Below are 20,544 nucleotides of genomic sequence, written 5' to 3'. Positions count from 1 at the left end.
ATTATGTCTGATATGACCCCAAGAGAAATTGTTCACGAGCTAGATCAGCACATTATAGGTCAGGCTAAAGCTAAAAAAGCGGTCGCTATTGCGCTTCGTAATCGCTGGCGCCGCATGCAATTAAATGAAGATTTACGCAGTGAAGTAACACCAAAAAATATATTAATGATTGGTCCAACAGGTGTAGGTAAAACAGAAATTGCCCGTCGTTTAGCAAAACTTGCTAACGCACCATTCATTAAAGTAGAAGCGACTAAGTTCACTGAAGTTGGTTATGTTGGTAAAGAAGTAGATACGATCATACGTGATCTCGTTGATGTTTCAATTAAAATGACACGTGAGCAACAAACTAAAAAGTTTAAACATCGCGCCGAGGAAGCAGCAGAAGAGCGTATTTTAGATGCACTTTTACCACCTGTTAAAGATCAATATGGCGAAAGCCAACGCGACGATACTTCATCTACTCGCCAAACATTCCGTAAAAAATTACGTGAAGGTCAATTAGACGATAAAGAAATCGAAATAGACTTAGCACAGGCTCAACCAAACGTAGAAATTATGGCCCCTCCTGGTATGGAAGATATGACCAACCAGTTACAAAGCATGTTTCAAAACATGGGCGGCGATAAACGTACTAAACGTAAGTTAAAAATTAAAGAAGCCTTCAGACTATTAACGGAAGAAGAAGCCGCTAAATTAGTAAACCCTGAAGAGCTAAAAGAACAGGCTATTTTTGCAGTAGAACAAAACGGTATTGTGTTTATTGATGAAATAGACAAAATTTGTAAACGCGGTGACAGCTCAGGTCCAGATGTGAGCCGCGAAGGCGTTCAACGCGATTTACTACCGCTAATTGAAGGCTCAACGGTAAATACTAAACATGGCATGGTTAAAACTGACCACATGTTGTTTATTGCCTCAGGTGCGTTCCAAATGTCTAAGCCATCAGACATGATACCTGAGCTGCAAGGTCGTTTACCGATTCGAGTAGAACTTGAGCCACTAACTGCAGATGACTTTATACGCATCCTTACAGAGCCGCATGCATCGCTTACTGAGCAACAACGAGAGCTACTTAAAACTGAGCAAGTAACTATTGAGTTTAGTGATGATGCTATTGAGCGTATTGCTAAAGCTGCGTGGCAAGTTAACGAGAAGACCGAAAACATTGGTGCCCGCCGCTTGCACACAGTGATGGAAAGATTGATGGAAGAAATTTCATACGACGCCTCTGAAAAAGCAGGTTCGTCACTTGTCATTGACGCCGCTTATGTTGAAAAACATCTAGGTGCACTTGTTGAAGATGAAGACTTAAGTCGCTTCATTCTTTAATTGATACCCTTTATACTAAAAGCCTCCGTACGGGGGCTTTTTTATGGGACATATTAAATGAAACACGTTACAAAAGTGCATTACCACAGCGTGAGTAAAAACTTAGACGTTTTTTTTGACGACGACAGCCAAGCCACTTTTAGCTGTGAATTTTTACGCGTTCACTCCCCTTCTGCAGAAGTACAAGGCCACGGCTCTGGCCCTATGAAACTGGTTTTAAATAAGCAGTCAGTTAGTATTAAAAACATAGTACCCGTTGGGCACTATGCACTGCGTTTAGATTTTGATGATGCGCATAACAGCGGATTATTTAGTTGGCAGTATTTTACAAAACTCCAAGAGCAGCAAAATAGATTGTGGGATGAGTATTTAGCGCGCGTGGCTGAGCACGAACAAAACAAAAATAGTGTACCAATAAAGTTTATTCCTTAACCTTATTGGTAATTTTCAGCGAGCCTACTAAGCTGAAAAATCATTAATAATGCCAGGTCTTTAATTTTTCACGCTTTTCCATAAGCCTTTGTATAACGACTCTGTATTATTCCATTGTTTTTTAACCAACCAATTAATTAATGGTGCAGGATCGCTTGGGTAATTTATTTGCTTATTTTGCGGAGCACTATTCCAGTCATCAAGAGCTTGCGGGTTTAAATAGTTCATAACATGCGCCATACCCATGGCAAACAAAGTTTGTGCATTTGCTGTTTGCTCAAACTGCCCATACAAGGGCTTTAATAGTAACTTTTTACCTAACTTTAGCGCTTCACTGGCAAGCTCAAACCCTGCATTACCAATAACGCCACTGGTATTTGCTAAGTCATTTAAAAAATCAGAACGTGAGGGGGTTCGCAAATGTATATGCCCAAAAGATTGATTTTTGGCATGTGGGTGATAACAATAAAACTCTTTTTCGGGAAAGTCTTTTAAATAATCAACAACGCTATCTAAGTTTTCAAAAGGTAAATACACCAATACCTTATTCATTACTGCAACAGGGTTTTCATGATTATGATGAGCAATAAAAGGCGGTATTATGTTATTTGCAAATGGTTGCCAGTGCACACCTAAGTAAGTGGATGCTGGTGCGTAATGCTTAATGAGCGATTTTCTGAATATACCACGACCAAACATAGGCACATTATCTGACAAAAATGCAGCTTGATGACTAATGCCAATAACGGGTATGTCTGCTTTTTTTGCAGCCCATGCAGTAATGGGCTCAAAATCATTAAGTACAAAGTCGTACTGTTTTACATCAAGCGATTTTATATCACTCACCAGCTTACAAACTCGTACATTTTTAAGTGTTTTTAAATTTTTAACTTGCCCACATTCAGTACTAAACGATAAACCACGAAACGCTTTATAATCTGAAAATTCGTGCATATCAAAGTAATCTTTATTTGCACGCCCTGAAAAAACATAATCAACCTCAATACCGAGTTTAGTAAAACAACTTGCCATAACACGAGCTCGCGTTATATGTCCATTACCAGTGCCTTGTACTCCGTACAGTATTTTCATGCAGGCACCACGATCGCTAACGCAAATAGGCCACAACAACTACCAATAGTTGAACCTATAATAATATCTGCAGGAAAGTGCACGCCCAATACCACACGAGAAATAGCCACACCGGCTGCCCAACTAAGTAGTAGCCATGCATATTCTGGAAAAAAATGGCTTAATATAATAGCGACTAAAAAAGCAGCTGCACTGTGACCTGATGGCAAACTAAACTTATCACTGGGAACTATATAGGCGTTTGTTACCAAACAGTCGCATGGACGAATTCGAGCAAATCTATTTTTGGCCAGTAAGTAAATAGGTCTCTCTATAACAAAACCAATTAATATCGTTGCTGGCAATAATTGATGTTGCTCATTATTACTAAGCCACCATACAGCTAAGCACACCAATACATACAATCCACCATCACCACTTTTAGATAATCCAAACGCCATTGTTTTAAACCATCTAGGTGAATTGCAATTAAACAAAGTTAAAAATAATTGCTCATCTATCTGAGTTACCTTTTTAAGCATATTATTATCCATCATCTACCCTTATTGCATAATATATGAACACCGATTTAGCTTATGTGTTGTAAATAACAATTGAGTGACGCTTTTAATACACTATTATTGCGATTGATGATCTAACGCTTGTTTTGACCAAATTTACTGCGATTAAGTCGTTGTTATTGCTTATAAGGAGGGTATACTGAGTTATAAATTAATGTACCTTTTGAGGATAAAATAATGGATTACAGCACTTCTGATTTATGCGACCACTTTGCTGACGTGGTTGACGTGCTAGAACCAATGTTCATCAACTTTGGTGGTCGACACAGCTTTGGTGGCCGCATTAAAACGGTTAAATGTTTTGAAAATAATGAACTGATCCGCGAATTACTTTCTCAAGATGGTACAGGATTGGTACTTCTTATTGATGGTGGTGGCTCAACTCGTCGCGCACTAATCGATATTGAACTGGCCGAATTAGCCCTTGAAAACAACTGGAATGGTATTGTTGTTTACGGCGCAGTACGCCATGTTGATGAGCTTGAAGAGCTTGATTTAGGCATTCAAGCAATTGCTTCTATTCCTGTTGCAGCCGACAGCGAAGGTGCTGGCGAAGATGCTATAGGTGTTAACTTTGCAGGCGTATCATTTTTTGATGACGACTTTATTTATGCCGACAGCACAGGCATTGTTTTATCTGCAGAAGAATTAGAGTTGGAAGTTGTAGAAGTATAACGTGACCTCCCACTTAAAAGTATATGATGAAAGCGCGGTTAGAGCACTTTGTTCTACCCGCGCAAATGAGAAAAAAGCATGGCAAGCAATGGCCTTGCTCGACACTCAAGTAAACCTGCAACAAGCACTCATTGACGCTGCTCAATTTGGTATTCGCTACGTACTCCTCGGTATTTGCGAAGATATTGGCCCCAAGGCAAACTTAGGGAATGGCGGTGCAAACGAAGCATGGTCGGCTTTTTTAAAACGCTTTTTAAACCAACCTCACAATCAATTTATTGCCACTCAAAAAGTACTTTTATTGGGTGAAGTAGATACTGATGATTTAATGGCCCAAAGTAGCCAGCTCGATAATCAACAAGCCCAGCAGTTAACTCAACTACGAGATTTATGCCAACAACTTGATGAACGCGTAGAGTCAGTATTAAGCCTTATTTTTAAAGCAGGCCTTGAGCCAATAGTTATTGGCGGGGGTCATAATAATTGCTTGGGAATTATTCGTGCGCTAAGTAAGTCAAAAAACACGCCTATTAATGCCATTAACTTTGACCCCCATGCAGACTTTAGAGAATGTGAAGGGCGCCATAGTGGTAATGGGTTTCGCTACGCATATAACGAGCAACATCTAAGTAATTACCATGTTATTGGCTTGCATGAATTAAAAAACAATCAAGCAATTATAGATGCAATGAAAGACGCTGACTTTAAGTTTGATAGCTATCAATCAATACACGTTAAGCGAAAAGTAACGCTTACGCAGGCAATTGAAAACGCACTGAATAATTTTAACGATTTACCACTGGGTATTGAAGTTGACTTAGATAGTATTACTTACATGCCTGTTAGTGCGTACACATGCTGTGGATTTAGTGTAAGCGACACCGAGCACTTTGTGCATTTAGCTGCAAGTAACCGCCACGCTAAGTATTTACACTTGTGTGAAGCCGCTCCCAGCCAGCATCCTAATGGAGTAGAAACTGGTATTACGCATGTAGGGCAAGTAATCAGTGCGCTTGTAAATAGTTACCTACAAGCCAAAGAAAACACCTAACGCTGCTGCGCTTGTCGCCACTCTTTTAGCCAGCTCATCAAACCAATGCTACTTAGCGGGTGACCAAAGTAATAACCCTGGGCTGCATAACCTTTTAAGCTTTTTACAAACTTAAGTTGCTCAAGCGTTTCTACCCCTTCAAAAATCACTTTTGTTTTTTGTTGGTTATGCATTTCGACCATTCCGCCAACTAAACTACGTATATTATTTTGATTACTAAAATCAGCCGTAAGTGAAGGTGAAACCTTAATATATTCAACCGCTAAACTAGGCAGTTTAGAGAGCAATACAGGATTATCGCCCAGTCCATCAACACACACTTTCAAGCCAATATTATTAAGCCTTGCGATCATACCTCTGCCTTTGTCATCTAAACCAGCAAAAATATGCAAAGGACATTCAACAATTAAGTCGCCTGCTTCTAAATGGTGCTCGCTTATAACAACATCTACAAATTCTACAAACTCTTCATTTAGCATTTCAGGGCCAAATACGTTAATGCTAAGCGGTATAGAAATACCTTCTACTCTAAGCGCCATTGCAAGCTCAGCGGCTCGCTCTATTACAAATTTAGCAAGCGGATAACCAAGCCCTGCAATTCTAATATCATCAATAAAACGATTAGCCGATAAAATCCCTTGTTTAGGATGTTGCCAACGCAGAAGTAATTCTAAAAACTCAATTTGACCGCTTTCATTACAGATAATAGGTTGAAAATAAAGCTCTAATTCGCTAGCAAAATCAATGTTAGCAAGCTCTTTTAAGCGTGCTTGTTGCTCTCGCAGTTCAATCATCATCTGTTGATGGTAAGGCACAACTCTACGATCTGGATGGCTATCGAGTGCTAAGTATGCGTACGATATTAAATTATCAAAGTTATTATCTTGCTCATTACAATCAACATAACTCGCCCTAGCCTTAACCTCTACAGTGCAATTAGCAACATTAAACGGCTTAAGTGTCGCGCTAAGTATTTGATCTATAACCAGCTCATGTAAGTGCTTTTGATTTGCAAAGCTACAAATAAATGCAAAGTTGAGTCCCCCTAAGTGGGCTAGCTTTTCTTGCCCTACTAAAGTTACTATTTCGTCACTTGAAAGTAGCTCTTTTATTCTGTTAGCCGATTGCGCTAAAAGTATATCGCCAAAGTCGCGTCCAATATGCTGGTTAACTTGCTCAAATCCTTCAAGACGAATAACGACTAATGCGGCGCTTACTTGTTTGTTATTGCACCATGCGTAGTAACCTTGGCGTAACTGTTTTCTATCTGCAAAAACCGAAAGCGGAGATTCTTCAATAAATGCGTCATCTGCAGGTTCTGCCTCTATAACAACTTGTGCATCGGCGCTTTCATCATTTAAAAAACCTACAATGGCCAATAACAGTATTGCTAACACAACCCAAAATAACGGAACTTCTAATAATAAATGAGCTGAAAATAACACAACAAATAAAAGCCCAGCCGTAGAGCTAGTAATTATCATACTCCAATTATTGCGCTCAAATGCTTGCCATAAATGAAAACAAAATCCAAAGGCAAGTAAAATGGCCAGCCAAGCTGCGCCGCTACTTAAAATAGCTAAACCAACAGCTGCAGTGCATAAATAACTAAATTTAATACTGGCATTTTTAACGGCAAATAAAGTGGCAATCATTGCCATTAATAGTGCACCACTAAAAAATATTGGGAAATTACTGTCGGTTATTATGTTCAAATTAACGGCATCCGTATTCGCTAAAAAAGTTAAAAATAGGTTATATATGGATAAAAATAATACAAACTAATTAATTCTACCCAAAATCCATAAATTTAACAGTTTATTTACGCCAAATTGGTAACTTAATTGTGATGGATGACTTATTTGCCAATGTGCAATATCGGCTCTTGCACCGAGCTTTAAAACACCACGATCTTCTAGCCCTAGAGCTTTAGCTGCATTAACGGTAACACCTGCTAATGCTTGTTCAGGCGTTAATCTAAATAATGTGCACGCCATGTTCATCATCAAGTGCACTGAGCACAGCGGTGAAGTACCAGGATTAAAGTCACTCGCGATAGCTATAGGTACTTTATACTGATTAAGTAGCTCAATAGGTGGGAACTTTGTTTCTCGTAAAAAGTAAAACGCACCGGGTAATAACACTGCAACAGTACCTGCTTGTGCCATCGCTTTTACACCGTCCTCATCAAGATACTCAATGTGGTCAGCCGATAAACCATTAAACTGCGCCACCAGCTCAGCACCATGTTGATTAGATAACTGCTCAGCATGACACTTTACCGGTAGATTATGTTTTGCAGCGGCTTCAAAAACACGTTTGGTTTGCGAATAACTAAAGCCTACATTTTCACAAAATACATCGACTGCATCAGCTAGGTTATTAGCGACAACGCAATCAAGCATGTCTGTACACACTAAATCAATATATTCATCAGCACGGTCTTTGTATTCAGCCGGCAATGCATGAGCACCTAAAAATGTCGTTTTGATATCAATAGGATGGTGTTCACCTAATAAACGAGCAACTTCTAATATTTTCACTTCATTTTCAGTATCTAGCCCATAGCCCGACTTTATTTCTACTGTGGTTACACCTTCTTTTAATAACGTATTTAAGCGATCTTTTGCATCAACAAACAATTGTTCACGGTCGGCTGCTCTCGTCGCTTTAACTGTACTGGCTATGCCACCGCCTTGTGCTGCTATATCCTCATAACTTACACCCTGCAAGCGCAGCTCAAACTCTTGAGATCTTGAGCCTGCAAATACTAAGTGCGTATGACAATCTATTAGACCTGGTGTTAACCATTGTCCTTTTACACTTAATGTCGGCGTTGCAAACACATCAAAGCTTGGCAATGTTGATTGCTCTCCAATCCACGCAACTTTGCCATTTTTGATTGCTATAGCGGCATTTTCGATCGCACCATAAGGCGCATTTATATTGCTATCCATAGTGGCAATGTTGGCGTCGGTTAAAAGTAAATCGATTTCTTCTAACTCATAACTTTGTATATTACTTTGCATGTGCAGCCCTTTTGCGCCGTGTAGTGATTGAAATATAGTCTAACAACACAGCTTGTATATACAAGGTAATTATGTCATCTTATTTATATCGTTTATTTTTATATTTAGCCGTTAATTTAATGACAACCCCCAAATTTGCGCAAATAAAACAATTCATTGTTGATAAGATTCGCAGTGGTACATGGCAAGAAAACCAACGTGTTCCTTCTGAAAACGAGCTAAGTAGCCAATTTAGTGTAAGTAGGATGACAGCCCGTCGTGCGCTCAGTGAATTAACTGAGGCTGGTATTTTAACGCGCAGCCAAGGGCTAGGTACATTTGTAGCTACATTTAAATCACAGTCATCGTTACTCGAAATTAAAAATATAGCTGATGAAGTAAAAGAACGTAACGGAAACTACACTTGTAGCGTACTCATACTTGAATCAATAAATGCAGTAGCGCCTATTGCTATTGCGCTTGGTGTTGAAATTGACAGTGTTGTGTATAGAAGTGTACTGGTGCATAGCGAAAACGACAGTCCTTTGCAGCTAGAAGAGCGTTTTGTGAACCCTGCACTTGCCGCCGGTTACTTACAACAAGATTTTAGTACCCTTACACCTCATGAATACCTATCAAGTGTGGCACCGCTTACCCAAGCAAGACATACCGTAGAGGCCATCATGCCAAACAGCGAGATGTGCCAATGGCTTAATTTATATAACGAAGAGCCATGCTTACAAGTTATTCGACGCACATGGTCTGTTAATGGCATTGTAAGCTTTGCACGCCTTGTATCTCCAGGCAGTAAATATCGCTTAGGCGGCCATTTAACATTTAAAAAATAACAAACAATAGCGCTTACTGCGCTTTTTTTATAATAAATTACCTTGTATATACAACAGGAGCAAAACATGAACAACCGACTCGACACAAGTCGCGTAATACGTGCACCTCACGGCGATAAAATAAGTGCTAAAAGCTGGCAGACTGAAGCTGCCAAGCGCATGCTAATGAATAACTTAGACCCTGAAGTTGCAGAGCATCCTCACGCACTTGTTGTATATGGTGGTATTGGCCGAGCAGCCCGTGATTGGCCAAGTTATGACAAAATTATAGAAACCCTCGACAGACTCGAAAATGACGAAACCCTACTTGTACAATCAGGAAAGCCAGTAGGTGTATTTAAAACTCACAGTAATGCACCGCGTGTACTTATTGCCAACTCAAACCTAGTTCCACACTGGGCAAATTGGGAACATTTTAACGAGCTAGATAAAAAAGGCTTGATGATGTACGGCCAAATGACGGCAGGCTCTTGGATTTATATTGGCTCGCAAGGCATTGTACAAGGTACCTACGAAACCTTTATAGCTATGGCAAAACAGCACTTTTCGGGCAGTGCTAAAGGCAAATGGGTATTAACGGGTGGCCTTGGTGGTATGGGCGGCGCACAACCGCTTGCAGCTACAATGGCAGGATTTAGTGCACTTGTTGTTGAATGTGATGAAAGCCGAATCGATTTTCGTATAAAAACAGGTTACGTTGATGTAAAAGCAACGAGCCTTGAACATGCACTGCAATTAATAACCGATGCATGTGTTAAAGGTGAGGCCCTATCAGTGGGTTTACTTGGTAACGCTGCCGATGTATTTAGCACGCTAGTTAAAACAGGTATTACCCCAGATGTAGTTACAGATCAAACATCAGCTCACGATCCTCTCAATGGTTACTTACCACAAGGTTGGACCATGGATCACGCAGCAAAAATGCGTGAGCAAGATCCAACAGCTGTAGTAAAAGCGGCTAAACAATCAATGGCAGTTCAAGTTAAAGCGATGTTGGCGCTGCAAAAAGCGGGTGCAGCAACAACAGACTATGGCAATAATATTCGCCAAATGGCGTTTGACGAAGGCGTTACCAACGCGTTTGATTTTCCTGGGTTTGTACCCGCCTATATTCGTCCTTTATTTTGTGAAGGTATTGGCCCATTTAGATGGGTAGCTTTATCGGGCGATCCTGAAGATATTTATAAAACCGATGCTAAAGTAAAAGAGCTCATTCCTGATGACGCACATTTACATAATTGGCTTGATATGGCGCGTGAACGTATTCAATTTCAAGGCCTGCCAGCACGTATTTGTTGGGTAGGTTTAAAAGATAGAGCACGCCTTGCACTGGCCTTTAACGAAATGGTTAAAAATGGCGAACTTAAAGCTCCTATCGTTATTGGTCGTGACCACCTCGACTCTGGCTCCGTTGCCAGCCCTAACCGTGAAACCGAAAGCATGAAAGATGGCTCTGATGCGGTATCTGATTGGCCATTACTCAATGCACTCCTTAACACGGCAAGTGGCGCTACTTGGGTGTCACTTCATCATGGCGGCGGTGTAGGTATGGGCTTTAGCCAACACTCTGGTGTGGTTATTGTTGCAGACGGAACAGATGAAGCTAAAGAGCGTATTGCTCGCGTATTGTGGAACGACCCCGCAACGGGCGTAATGCGCCATGCTGATGCAGGCTACGACACAGCAAAAAACTGCGCTAAAGAGCAAAATTTAGACCTACCAATGCTAAACGAGGAATGATCATGTTCGAACTTACTCTCACACCTGGCTCACTTGATTTAAACACACTGAGAAAAATTAATAATTCGCCGGTAAAATTAAGCCTTGTAAAGCATGCCGAGTCACAAATAGCAGCAAGCGCACAAACCGTTCAAAATGTAATAAACGAGCATCGTACCGTATACGGAATTAATACCGGCTTTGGGTTATTAGCTAATACCAAAATAGCCGACGACGAACTTGAATTATTACAGCGCTCCATTGTTCTTTCACACGCTGCAGGCATTGGCGAATACATGGATGACAGCACAGTAAGGTTAATGATCACCTTAAAAGCAAACTCGCTTTCGCGCGGCTACTCGGGTATTCGCCTGCAAGTAATCCAATTTTTTATGCAGCTGCTTAGTAGCGAAGTATATCCATGCGTGCCTAAAAAGGGCTCTGTGGGAGCATCGGGCGATTTAGCCCCCCTTGCACATATGTGTCTACCTTTATTAGCTGAAGGCCAAATGCGACATAAAGGAAAAATAATTAGCGCAGCACAAGGGCTAAAAATAGCAGGGCTTGAGCCCCTTACCCTTGCAGCAAAAGAAGGCTTAGCTTTATTAAACGGCACACAAGCGTCTACGGCGTTTGCACTACAAGGCCTGTTTAGAGCGGAAGATTTATATACACAAAGCTGTGTTATTGGCTCTATAAGCATAGAAGCCGCAATGGGCAGTCGTGCTCCGTTTGATGCGCGCATTCATGAAATTCGTGGTCAGCGCGGACAAATAGACACCGCGCAAGTGTTTAGAGAGCTGCTCGATACGCACTCCCAAATTAGTGACTCCCATGTTAATTGCGAAAAAGTACAAGACCCTTACTGCTTGCGCTGCCAACCTCAAGTATTAGGTGCTTGCCTTACGCAAATACGCCAAGCCGCAGAAGTATTGTTATGCGAGTCAAACGGCGTAACCGATAATCCACTAGTGTTTGCTGATGTAGGCGATATTATATCGGGCGGAAATTTTCATGCAGAGCCAGTGGCAATGGCAGCTGACAACCTCGCTATTGCTATTGCCGAAATTGGTGCATTAGCAGAGAGGCGAATTGCATTACTTATCGATTCAAACCTGTCTAAACTACCGCCATTTTTAGTTGAAAACGGCGGCGTAAACTCAGGGTTTATGATTGCTCAAGTTACCGCTGCTGCGCTTGCTTCAGAAAACAAATCATTAGCACACCCCGCGTCAGTCGATAGCTTGCCAACATCGGCAAATCAAGAAGATCATGTCTCTATGGCAACCTTTGCAGCAAGGCGCTTGGGTGAAATGGCCAATAATACCCAAGGTGTTTTAGCTATTGAATGGTTAGCGTCGGTTCAAGGGCTAGAATTTAGAAAGCCGCTTGAACCATCAAATAAAGTGCAAAGCGCCAAAGCATTATTACGCGAACATGTTAGTTATTACGATAAAGACCGCTACTTTGCACCTGATATAGAAGCTGCCAATACATTACTAAGTGAGGGTAAGTTATGCGACTTTATTAAGTGCAGTCCCCTACCTTCAGCATATTAAATACCATACTGGTAAGTAAAACCTAACGCCTCAATAGCTGAGCCAATAACTTTGCGCTCAGCTTTATCATTACTGGTAAAGCGTGGTAAATCACCACCATGTTCTGCACACTTTAGCGCGTAATATTCAGCTTTTGTTGGGTGCGCAGGGTTAACTACATTATAAATACTTTGCCCTGTATTCCAGTGTTCAATAACCGCAAAAATGGCATTAATTACATCTTGTTGATGCACCATATTTACCACTTGCTCACTTGATGTATTGAGCTCTTTTCCCGCAACAAAACGACCTGGTTCTCTATTTGGACCTAATAACCCAGCTAAGCGCAGTACTTTTCCATCTTGTTCAAGTACCTGCTCTTCTGCTTCATAAAGCTTTATTTGTCGCTCGTTAGTACACGAAATTTCACTGCTTTCGCTGTATACACCAGGTTCTTGATCGTACACCCCAGTAGATGAGCACAATAAAAAGCCTTTAGCGTTTAACTCTTTTGAAAGCTTAAGCGCTGCGGTGAGTGTTTCAGGATAGTTACTTTCACTGTACCTGCTGCGTGGTGGAATAGCACAAACCCAATAAGCATCTTGTAAATCAACTTGATGCACTAATTGTCCATTTTCAAGTGCAAATTGACGTTCAAAGTTGAACTCATGTACATCCGTTCTATGTGTACCTTGTACTTGCCAAGCCACTTTTTGTGCACTTACGCATAAAGCATGCCCTAACCAACCTGCACCTAATACTACTAATTTATTAGCTTTAATTTCCATTTTTTGCATAACCCTTCATTTTAAACGCATAATTAGTGCTTTTTATCTAACTTTATAGAGATTTTCAGTAATATATGATTAGATATAATTTCATAAATAATAAAAATACGTGCACTCATGCTAAATAATTTATCATTACGGAAGAAAATATTATTATTGATTGGTGGAACAATTACCGTTTTACTAATTATCGCATCAACATTTTTTGTTAAACATATTGCCAATCTCTCCCGAGAAAATATAGAGAACGAAGCGCAAAGTTATCTACAGACCGAGCAACTTTCAATGCAAAGCTACTTTGCAATGTACGGTAAAATGGTATCAACCTTTGTTAATAACCCGCATTTAATCAACTTTTTTGAAAATTGGGATACTCGCGATCAAGCACTTGAAAGTGCGCCTGGTTACAACGAAGTAAACCAAGATTTTGTGCGTTTAAGCTCAAACGATGAAAATATCCTATCTGCCTTTTTTGCTTCAGCAACCACTGGTGAATACTTTAAAGAAAATGAGCGCACAAGTCATTATAACGGCCAGCCTTATTACGCCTACAAGCGTGGTTGGTGGCAAGAAGCCATGCAAGTTAATAAGCTTTATGTAGGGCCTATTTCGGTTGACTTAACCACAGGCGTAGCATCAGCTGTAGTACAACAACCTGTTTATAACGCACAGCGTAAACTCATTGGCATGGGTGGTGTTGATTTACAATTAAACAAAATTAACGACATGGTCGAAAATATTCGCTTTAACGGACAAGGTTATGGCTTTTTACTAGATGGTAATCAAAAAGTGGTGCACTTTTCAAAAGCTACTGGCCATAAGCTTTCAATTACAGATGAAGGTGCAAACGGTAAAGAAGGGCTCGATGCGCTTGAACAACAATTTACAGATACCGCAGGCTTTAAAGAGTTAAACACACAAATGCGAAATAACCTTAAAGGCAGCCAAATGGTTACTTTTAAAGGCGAGCAGTTTTATGTGGTTTACCATCGTCTGCAGTTAGAGCAGCCTTATATAGATTGGTATGTAGGCTTACTTATTCCAACTAGTATGATTGAAGCGCCCGTAAATGCAGCAGTAACCGCAACAACAACTGCAGTAATTATTATCTTAATTATTATATTAGCCATGATTTTATGGGCTACCCATATGATTTCAAAACCCATTACAACGCTTACACACATTATGCGTGATATAGCGTCGGGCGAAGGCGATCTTACTCAAAAAATTGATATTGATAGCCAAGATGAAGTCGGCCAACTGGCCAATCACATGAATACGTTTATTGATAAGTTACGCGCCATGATGCTCGAAACCGCAGCCCAAGCAGAGCAACTAAGCAACGCAGCAGCTCAACTAAGACGTGTTTCTGAACAAACTAATTCTGAAATTCAGCAAGAAAAGCAACAAGTTGATAGTGTAAGTGCAGCAGTGACTGAAATGGCAACTACCGTGCTTGAAATATCACGTAATGCACAACATACAAATAACGCAGCTGAAGAAGTACAAGCAATCACTGCTGAAGGAGCTAGCCGCTCTACACAAGCACAAAAAGTAATGACTGAACTTGCGCTACATATTGGTGAAGCATCTAAAGTGGTTGCAGGCCTTGAACAGGAAAGCAATAACATTGGTGCATTAGTCGATGTAATTAACTCAATTGCCGATCAAACCAATTTACTTGCACTTAATGCCGCTATTGAAGCAGCACGAGCTGGCGAACACGGTCGAGGCTTTGCCGTTGTTGCGGATGAAGTACGCTCACTAGCAAGTCGCACACAAGAATCAACAGACGATATTCGCAATATGATTTCGCGCTTGCAGCAAATAGCACAGCAAGCCTCAGTGATGATGCAACAAGGGCAAGACCAAACCGAGGGTTCAGTGCTTCAAACTAAAGAAGTACTTAGCTCTTTGCACAACATTGCGCAGTCGGTTACTAAAGTACAAGACCAAAGTCATCAAATAGCCACCTCAACTGAAGAGCAAACAGTTGTTGCTGAAGATATTAATACGAGCCTTTCGGCAATTAATAACCTAGTGAACAGCACTGCTGACCATGCGCATACGCTTGCTGACGAAGCTCGTGATTTAAGTGATTTAGCGGCGGCGCTTAACAAAACGGTTAATCAATTTAAATTATAAAAAACACTCATTTTATAGCTGTGTTTAAGTGCAAAACTTAAGCACAACTATAACCCTTGTTTTTAATTTATTTAGCACCATATCTTTACAGTTCGCTGCTATTTTTACTGTAATTGAGTAATACAAAGTTATTTTTACGAACCAGATCAAATTTTTCGATTTTATACACAGATCTTTTTATTGAGATAGTTTGTTGTTTGGCAGAGTCTGGTATAGTAGCGCACGTAATAAACAGTTCTTTTTGAACGGTTTAATACAAAATTGCTAATTAATATGTTCTAAGTGTTACTGAAAAGCATATATTAATTACCAATTGTTAAAAATGGGTTGGCCGATACTCGGCTGACAAAGAATACATTGTAACGGTTTTATCATGATATCTAATTTATTTACCAAGCTTTTTGGTAGTCGCAATGACCGCACTATTAAAAACTTAAGAAAGACGGTCGCGCTAATCAATGCGCTAGAAACGCAACTTGAAGCGCTTTCTGATGAAGATTTAAGAGCTAAAACAGCTGAGTTTAGAGAACGTTACGATAACGGACAAAGCCTTGACGACATTCTACCTGAAGCTTTTGCTGTGGTACGTGAAGCGTCAAAGCGTGTAAATGGCATGCGTCATTTCGACGTGCAGTTATTAGGTGGTATGGTTTTACATCAAGGTCGCATTGCAGAAATGCGTACCGGTGAAGGTAAAACATTAACAGCGACCCTACCCGCTTACTTAAACGGCTTAACAGGTAAAGGCGTCCACGTAATTACCGTGAATGACTACCTTGCTAAGCGTGATGCTGAAACCAACCGTGCGTTATTTGAATTTTTAGGCCTTACTGTAGGCTGTAACGTTCCAGGTATGATGCCACAGCAGAAGAAGCTAGCTTATACTGCGGACATTACATACGGTACTAATAACGAATTTGGTTTTGACTACCTTCGTGACAACATGGCCTTTAGCATTGATGAGCGTGTACAACGTCCATTATTTTATGCTGTAGTCGATGAAGTGGATTCAATCTTAATTGATGAAGCGCGTACTCCGCTTATTATTTCAGGCCCAGCTGAGGATAGCTCTGAGCTATACACTGAAATAAACACCATCGTTCCTTTACTTGAGCTTCAAGAAAAAGAAGACGAAGAAGGTATTGAAGGCGACGGCGATTACACTATTGATGAAAAGTCTAAGCAAGTTCATTTAACAGAACGTGGTCAAATTAAAGTAGAAGAGCTACTTACTGAGCGCGGCTTAATTGAAGAAGGCGATTCGCTTTATTCAGCAGCTAGCATTACGCTACTAAGCCATGTTTATGCTGCTCTTCGTGCTCACAAGCTATACCAAAAAGATGTTGATTACGTTGTAAAAGAAAACGAAGTAATCATTATCGATGAGCACACTGGTCGTTCAATGGAAGGTCGTCGTTGGTCAGAAGGTTTACACCAAGCTGTTGAAGCTAAAGAAGGTGTAAATATTCAAAACGAAAACCAAACATTAGCGTCTATTACATTCCAAAACTACTTCCGTTTATACGAAACGCTAGCTGGTATGACAGGTACTGCCGATACTGAAGCTTTTGAGTTTCAATCTATCTACGGCCTAGATACGGTTGTTATGCCAACTAATAAGCCGATGGTTCGTGATGATCGCGCCGACTTGGTTTACCTAACGCAAGAAGAAAAATACGAAGCTATTTTAATTGATATTAAAGACTGTCAGGACCGCGGACAACCCGTGCTTGTAGGTACTATTTCAATCGAAAGCTCTGAGTATTTATCACAGTATTTACGCAAAGAAAAAATTAAGCACAACGTGCTTAATGCTAAATTTCACGCGCAAGAAGCTGATATCGTTTCAGATGCTGGCCTACCAGGTACGGTAACAATTGCAACCAACATGGCCGGTCGTGGTACCGATATCGTGTTAGGTGGTAACTGGAACAGTGAAGTTGAAAAACTTGAGAACCCAACTGCTGAGCAAATTGCTGAAATTAAAGCAGCTTGGAAAATTCGCCACGATGCGGTAATTGATGCTGGCGGTTTACATATCATTGGTACTGAACGTCACGAATCTCGTCGTATAGATAACCAGTTACGTGGTCGTTCTGGTCGTCAAGGTGACGCTGGTTCTAGCCGTTTTTACCTATCGATGGACGATGCACTAATGCGTATCTTCGCTGGTGAACGCATGACTAACATGATGCGTAAACTAGGTATGCAACGCGGTGAAGCAATTGAACATCCATGGGTAAACCGTGCGATTGAAAATGCACAGCGTAAAGTAGAAGCACGTAACTTTGATGTTCGTAAGCAATTGCTTGAGTACGATGATGTAGCAAACGATCAACGTCGTGTTGTTTACTCTCAACGCAACGAGCTACTTGAAGAAGGCGATATTTCAGAAACTATTACTGCAATTCGTGGTGATGTTCTTGCTAGTGTTATTGACCAGTACATTGCACCGCAAAGCCTTGCTGAGATGTGGGATATTCCAGGACTTGAAGAGCGTTTAAAACAAGACTTCTTAATTGAACTACCAATTACTCAGTGGTTAGCTGATGACAATAAGCTGTACGAAGAAAAACTTCGTGAGCGTATCGAAGAAGCTGTTGAGCAGTCATACAAGCAAAAAGAAGAGCAAGTTGGCGATTCTGTTTTACGTCAATTCGAAAAAGCGATTATGCTACAAAGTCTTGATCAGCATTGGAAAGATCACCTTGCTGCGATGGATCACTTACGCCAAGGCATTCATTTACGTGGTTACGCGCAAAAGAATCCTAAGCAAGAGTACAAGCGTGAATCGTTTGAACTGTTCTCTGAAATGCTTGAAAACTTAAAAGTAGATGTTGTAAGCATCCTAAGTAAAGTACAAGTACGCGCAGAAGAAGATGTTGAAAAAGTAGAAGAGCAACACCGTAAAAGTGAAAATGCTCCTCGCGAATACCAACATGAAGAAGCTGAGCAAGTAGGTGGCGAAGCGCCAGAGCCAGAGACAGCTACTGTAATGGCTCGTACAGAACCAAAAGTTGGTCGTAATGACCCTTGTCCTTGTAAATCAGGTCAAAAATTCAAACAATGTTGCGGTAAATTAAAATAGCCCAATATCGTTATTAGCTTATTAAAAAGCGGCGCTAGCGTCGCTTTTTTTTATGGAGTTTTAAAGTAATGACTATAGAAATTGTACATGTAGCTGTTGGTGTTATTAAGAAAAATAACGCTATATTCATTTGTAAACGCGCAGCTGAACAACATCAAGGCGGTTTATGGGAATTTCCTGGTGGTAAAGTAGAAGCAGGCGAGAGTGTTTTTGTTGCGCTTAAGCGCGAGCTTATTGAAGAAGTTGGACTAACAATTCACAGCTCTAGTCAACTTATGGTTATTGAACATGACTACGGCGATAAATGCGTTAAGCTAGACGTACATGTAGTTAGTAACTTTAGCGGCGAAGCACATGGCGCTGAAGGGCAACCTAGTGAATGGGTAGCCATTAGTGAATTAGAAAATTATGACTTTCCTGAAGCGAATGCTGAAATTATCGAAAAGATAGTTGCCCGATACGCATAATTAAGTGAGTCACAATGCACACGTCTGTACAGTATAAATTAAGTGAGCTACTCGCTTTAAATCCTGAGTTTACTCAACTTAGTGTGATTGGTAGCGGCCATATAAATAGCACATGGCTACTTAAAAATACTGATGAGCAGTTCATTGTGCAAAAACTTAATACCGAAGTATTTAAACACCCTGCTCAGCTAGTTAGTAATGCACAACTAATTGAGCAGCATTTAAATACTAAACAACTACAAAACAATTATCCTCTTGAAGTAATCAAGCATATAGCTACGTACAACCGCGAATACTTAATAGAAATAGATAACGAACACTATCGTGTACTAAATTATATAAGTAACAGCTACAGCGAAGACGTTATTAAAAATGCGCAACAGAGTGAGCAAGCAGCTTACGCTTTTGGCGTATTTGCTAATGCTTTACAAGATTTTGATGCACAACAACTGCATACTGTCATTCCTGATTTTCATAACTTAGCTATGCGCTTTGAGCAACTAAATTCCGCAATCACTAACAATATAATTAATAGAGTAAAGCACTGCGCTGACGAAATAAAATATTGCTTATCGCAGCAGCATTTAATTACCGAACTTAATAACATTACCCAGCACATACCGCTTAGGGTTTGCCATAACGATACAAAAATAAATAATATGTTGTTTTGTAGTACAACCCATAAAGCAAAAGCGGTTATTGATTTAGATACCTGTATGGCTGGGTTTTGGCTTTATGATTTTGGTGACATGGTACGTACATTTTGCTCCCCCGAAGCTGAGGATTCAACAAACTTACACAACGTTGTTATTCGAAAAGATATATTTTCAGCCATTGTTAAAGGCTATGTAGCACCATTAAAAAGTAGCATGAGTACACTAGAGCGAGAAAGCTTATTATTAGGCGCTAAAATAATGCCGCTCATGCTCAGTGTGCGCTTTTTGACTGATTACTTAAATAACGATGTTTATTTTAAAGTGGCTCATGCAGATCATAATTTAGAGCGAGCACAAAACCAACTCGCACTTTATAAAAACATACTCAGTAACGAGCAGTGGATGCATGAGCGCTTGATGAGCTAAAGCTTATTTAACCTGAACTCTGGTTAAGAGATTTATTAACGTATTGAATCATGTTGATATTTAAATTTATTTTCTCTAGCCAGATATTTTTAGTGAAAACAAGGCGAATTTACGCGTCAATAGCTGGCCTATTGCAAGTAAATTCAACGCAGTTAGCGCTGAAAATAGCTGCTTGAGATAGATTTATTATCCATAGTTCATATATGGTCTCCTCCAGTATTGCAAGGTGTCATTCAACGATAGTAGGGACAGGTTTGCTGTCATATATACGGCCTTTTAGTGAAGATTATTACTTCTGACCTTGATGTAATCCGCGCATATTGTCCTGATCAGGTTATCGGTATTTACTACCACTGAACTCTATAGGTTTTCAATATGCAGGTTTGACCTGTTATGTCATCGTTTAAGCCACTTACGCAATTCTTTGAAGAGTATTTATACGGGTGAGTAACTCTCACCTGAAGCGCTAATAGCCCAAGCCATTCTCGCCATCTTGTTGGCATAAGCTACACATGCTCGATTATGCCCTCGAGTTTGAACCAGTCGGTTTATCCATTGACTTAATTTATCATTCTTCGTTTTTGCTCTTGAGACAACAGCTTTTGCTCCTTGGATCAACAGGCACCTTAAGTAGCTATTTCCTCGCTTACTTATCCCAAGTAAAGTATCTTTTCCGCCACTACTGTGTTGACGCGGAACGATACCTAAAGACGCTGAAA

At 40.3% G+C, this 20,544-nt stretch carries 17 protein-coding genes; 11 read left to right on the top strand and 6 right to left on the bottom strand.

The annotated features are described in order from the left end of the window. Positions 1 to 3: 3 nt before the first annotated feature. Together hslU and I6F49_RS15255 are read left to right on the top strand one after the other, a co-directional pair. Positions 4 to 1,332 (top strand): HslU--HslV peptidase ATPase subunit, encoded by a 1,329-nt coding sequence (hslU, locus tag I6F49_RS15260; protein WP_197181218.1) that lies wholly within the window; start codon positions 4 to 6, stop codon positions 1,330 to 1,332. Positions 1,333 to 1,389: 57 nt separating this feature from the next. After that, complete coding sequence (locus I6F49_RS15255; RefSeq protein ID WP_197181217.1) at positions 1,390 to 1,764, top strand: gamma-butyrobetaine hydroxylase-like domain-containing protein; 375 nt, start codon at positions 1,390 to 1,392, stop codon at positions 1,762 to 1,764. A gap of 60 nt (positions 1,765 to 1,824) precedes the next feature. Here I6F49_RS15255 and I6F49_RS15250 read toward each other — a convergent pair whose 3' ends face one another. After that, positions 1,825 to 2,856 carry an MJ1255/VC2487 family glycosyltransferase gene (locus tag I6F49_RS15250; protein ID WP_197181216.1) on the bottom strand — a complete coding sequence of 344 codons (1,032 nt, stop codon included), beginning with the start codon at positions 2,854 to 2,856 and terminating at the stop codon, positions 1,825 to 1,827. Continuing rightward, positions 2,853 to 3,392, bottom strand: a complete 540-nt coding sequence (locus tag I6F49_RS15245) for a phosphatase PAP2 family protein (RefSeq protein ID WP_197181215.1) — start codon at positions 3,390 to 3,392, stop codon at positions 2,853 to 2,855. The genes I6F49_RS15250 and I6F49_RS15245 overlap by 4 nt, the downstream gene beginning before the upstream one ends. 201 nt (positions 3,393 to 3,593) lie before the next feature. Here I6F49_RS15245 and rraA point away from each other — a divergent pair, with 201 nt between their 5' ends. Together rraA and I6F49_RS15235 are read left to right on the top strand one after the other, a co-directional pair. Continuing rightward, positions 3,594 to 4,091 carry a ribonuclease E activity regulator RraA gene (gene rraA / locus I6F49_RS15240; RefSeq protein WP_008169908.1) on the top strand — a complete coding sequence of 166 codons (498 nt, stop codon included), beginning with the start codon at positions 3,594 to 3,596 and terminating at the stop codon, positions 4,089 to 4,091. A 1-nt stretch (position 4,092) separates the two neighbouring features. Continuing rightward, a complete protein-coding gene (locus I6F49_RS15235) occupies positions 4,093 to 5,142 on the top strand; it encodes a formimidoylglutamase (protein WP_197181214.1) in 1,050 nt (349 codons plus the stop codon). On the opposite strand, the gene I6F49_RS15230 is transcribed toward I6F49_RS15235, so the two are convergent. After that, positions 5,139 to 6,803: an EAL domain-containing protein gene (locus I6F49_RS15230; protein WP_166419944.1), complete on the bottom strand. Its 1,665-nt coding sequence runs from the start codon at positions 6,801 to 6,803 to the stop codon at positions 5,139 to 5,141. The two genes, I6F49_RS15235 and I6F49_RS15230, sit on opposite strands and share 4 nt — an antisense overlap. A 120-nt stretch (positions 6,804 to 6,923) precedes the next feature. Further along, the gene (gene hutI / locus I6F49_RS15225; RefSeq protein ID WP_197181213.1) at positions 6,924 to 8,171 is read right to left on the bottom strand and encodes an imidazolonepropionase; all 1,248 of its coding nucleotides are present in this window, start codon (positions 8,169 to 8,171) and stop codon (positions 6,924 to 6,926) included. A 119-nt stretch (positions 8,172 to 8,290) separates the two neighbouring features. On the opposite strand from hutI, the gene hutC reads away from it, so the two are divergent. From hutC to hutH, 3 genes are all read left to right on the top strand, one after another. Further along, positions 8,291 to 8,998, top strand: a complete 708-nt coding sequence (hutC, locus tag I6F49_RS15220; RefSeq protein ID WP_197181234.1) for a histidine utilization repressor — start codon at positions 8,291 to 8,293, stop codon at positions 8,996 to 8,998. Between the two features lie 66 nt (positions 8,999 to 9,064). Beyond that, positions 9,065 to 10,738 carry a urocanate hydratase gene (gene hutU, locus I6F49_RS15215; RefSeq protein ID WP_197181212.1) on the top strand — a complete coding sequence of 558 codons (1,674 nt, stop codon included), beginning with the start codon at positions 9,065 to 9,067 and terminating at the stop codon, positions 10,736 to 10,738. Positions 10,739 to 10,740: 2 nt separating this feature from the next. Continuing rightward, entirely contained in the window at positions 10,741 to 12,276 is a 1,536-nt protein-coding gene (gene hutH / locus I6F49_RS15210; protein ID WP_197181211.1) for a histidine ammonia-lyase, read from the top strand. Here hutH and I6F49_RS15205 read toward each other — a convergent pair. Then, positions 12,273 to 13,043, bottom strand: a complete 771-nt coding sequence (locus tag I6F49_RS15205) for an NADP-binding protein (protein WP_197181233.1) — start codon at positions 13,041 to 13,043, stop codon at positions 12,273 to 12,275. The genes hutH and I6F49_RS15205 overlap by 4 nt on opposite strands. 117 nt (positions 13,044 to 13,160) lie before the next feature. Here I6F49_RS15205 and I6F49_RS15200 point away from each other — a divergent pair, with 117 nt between their 5' ends. The 4 genes from I6F49_RS15200 to I6F49_RS15185 all read left to right on the top strand — a co-directional run bounded on the left by I6F49_RS15200 (position 13,161) and on the right by I6F49_RS15185 (position 19,825). Beyond that, positions 13,161 to 15,188, top strand: coding sequence for a methyl-accepting chemotaxis protein (locus I6F49_RS15200; RefSeq protein ID WP_197181210.1), 2,028 nt, complete (start codon positions 13,161 to 13,163; stop codon positions 15,186 to 15,188). 373 nt (positions 15,189 to 15,561) lie between these two features. Continuing rightward, the gene (gene secA, locus I6F49_RS15195; RefSeq protein ID WP_197181209.1) at positions 15,562 to 18,276 is read left to right on the top strand and encodes a preprotein translocase subunit SecA; all 2,715 of its coding nucleotides are present in this window, start codon (positions 15,562 to 15,564) and stop codon (positions 18,274 to 18,276) included. A 68-nt stretch (positions 18,277 to 18,344) separates the two neighbouring features. Further along, on the top strand, positions 18,345 to 18,743 hold the full coding sequence (mutT, locus tag I6F49_RS15190; RefSeq protein ID WP_166419910.1) for an 8-oxo-dGTP diphosphatase MutT: 399 nt from the start codon (positions 18,345 to 18,347) through the stop codon (positions 18,741 to 18,743). A gap of 14 nt (positions 18,744 to 18,757) precedes the next feature. After that, positions 18,758 to 19,825, top strand: a complete 1,068-nt coding sequence (locus tag I6F49_RS15185) for a phosphotransferase enzyme family protein (protein ID WP_197181208.1) — start codon at positions 18,758 to 18,760, stop codon at positions 19,823 to 19,825. Positions 19,826 to 20,260: 435 nt separating this feature from the next. Here I6F49_RS15185 and I6F49_RS15180 read toward each other — a convergent pair. After that, a partial coding sequence (locus tag I6F49_RS15180) for a transposase (protein ID WP_197181011.1) occupies positions 20,261 to 20,544 on the bottom strand: 284 nt, incomplete at its 5' end.

Source organism: Pseudoalteromonas sp. SWN166 (assembly GCF_015864485.1).
GTDB lineage: Bacteria > Pseudomonadota > Gammaproteobacteria > Enterobacterales > Alteromonadaceae > Pseudoalteromonas.
Note: the sequence above shows the minus strand (reverse complement) of the source record. Positions and strands in the feature narration are given on the sequence as shown.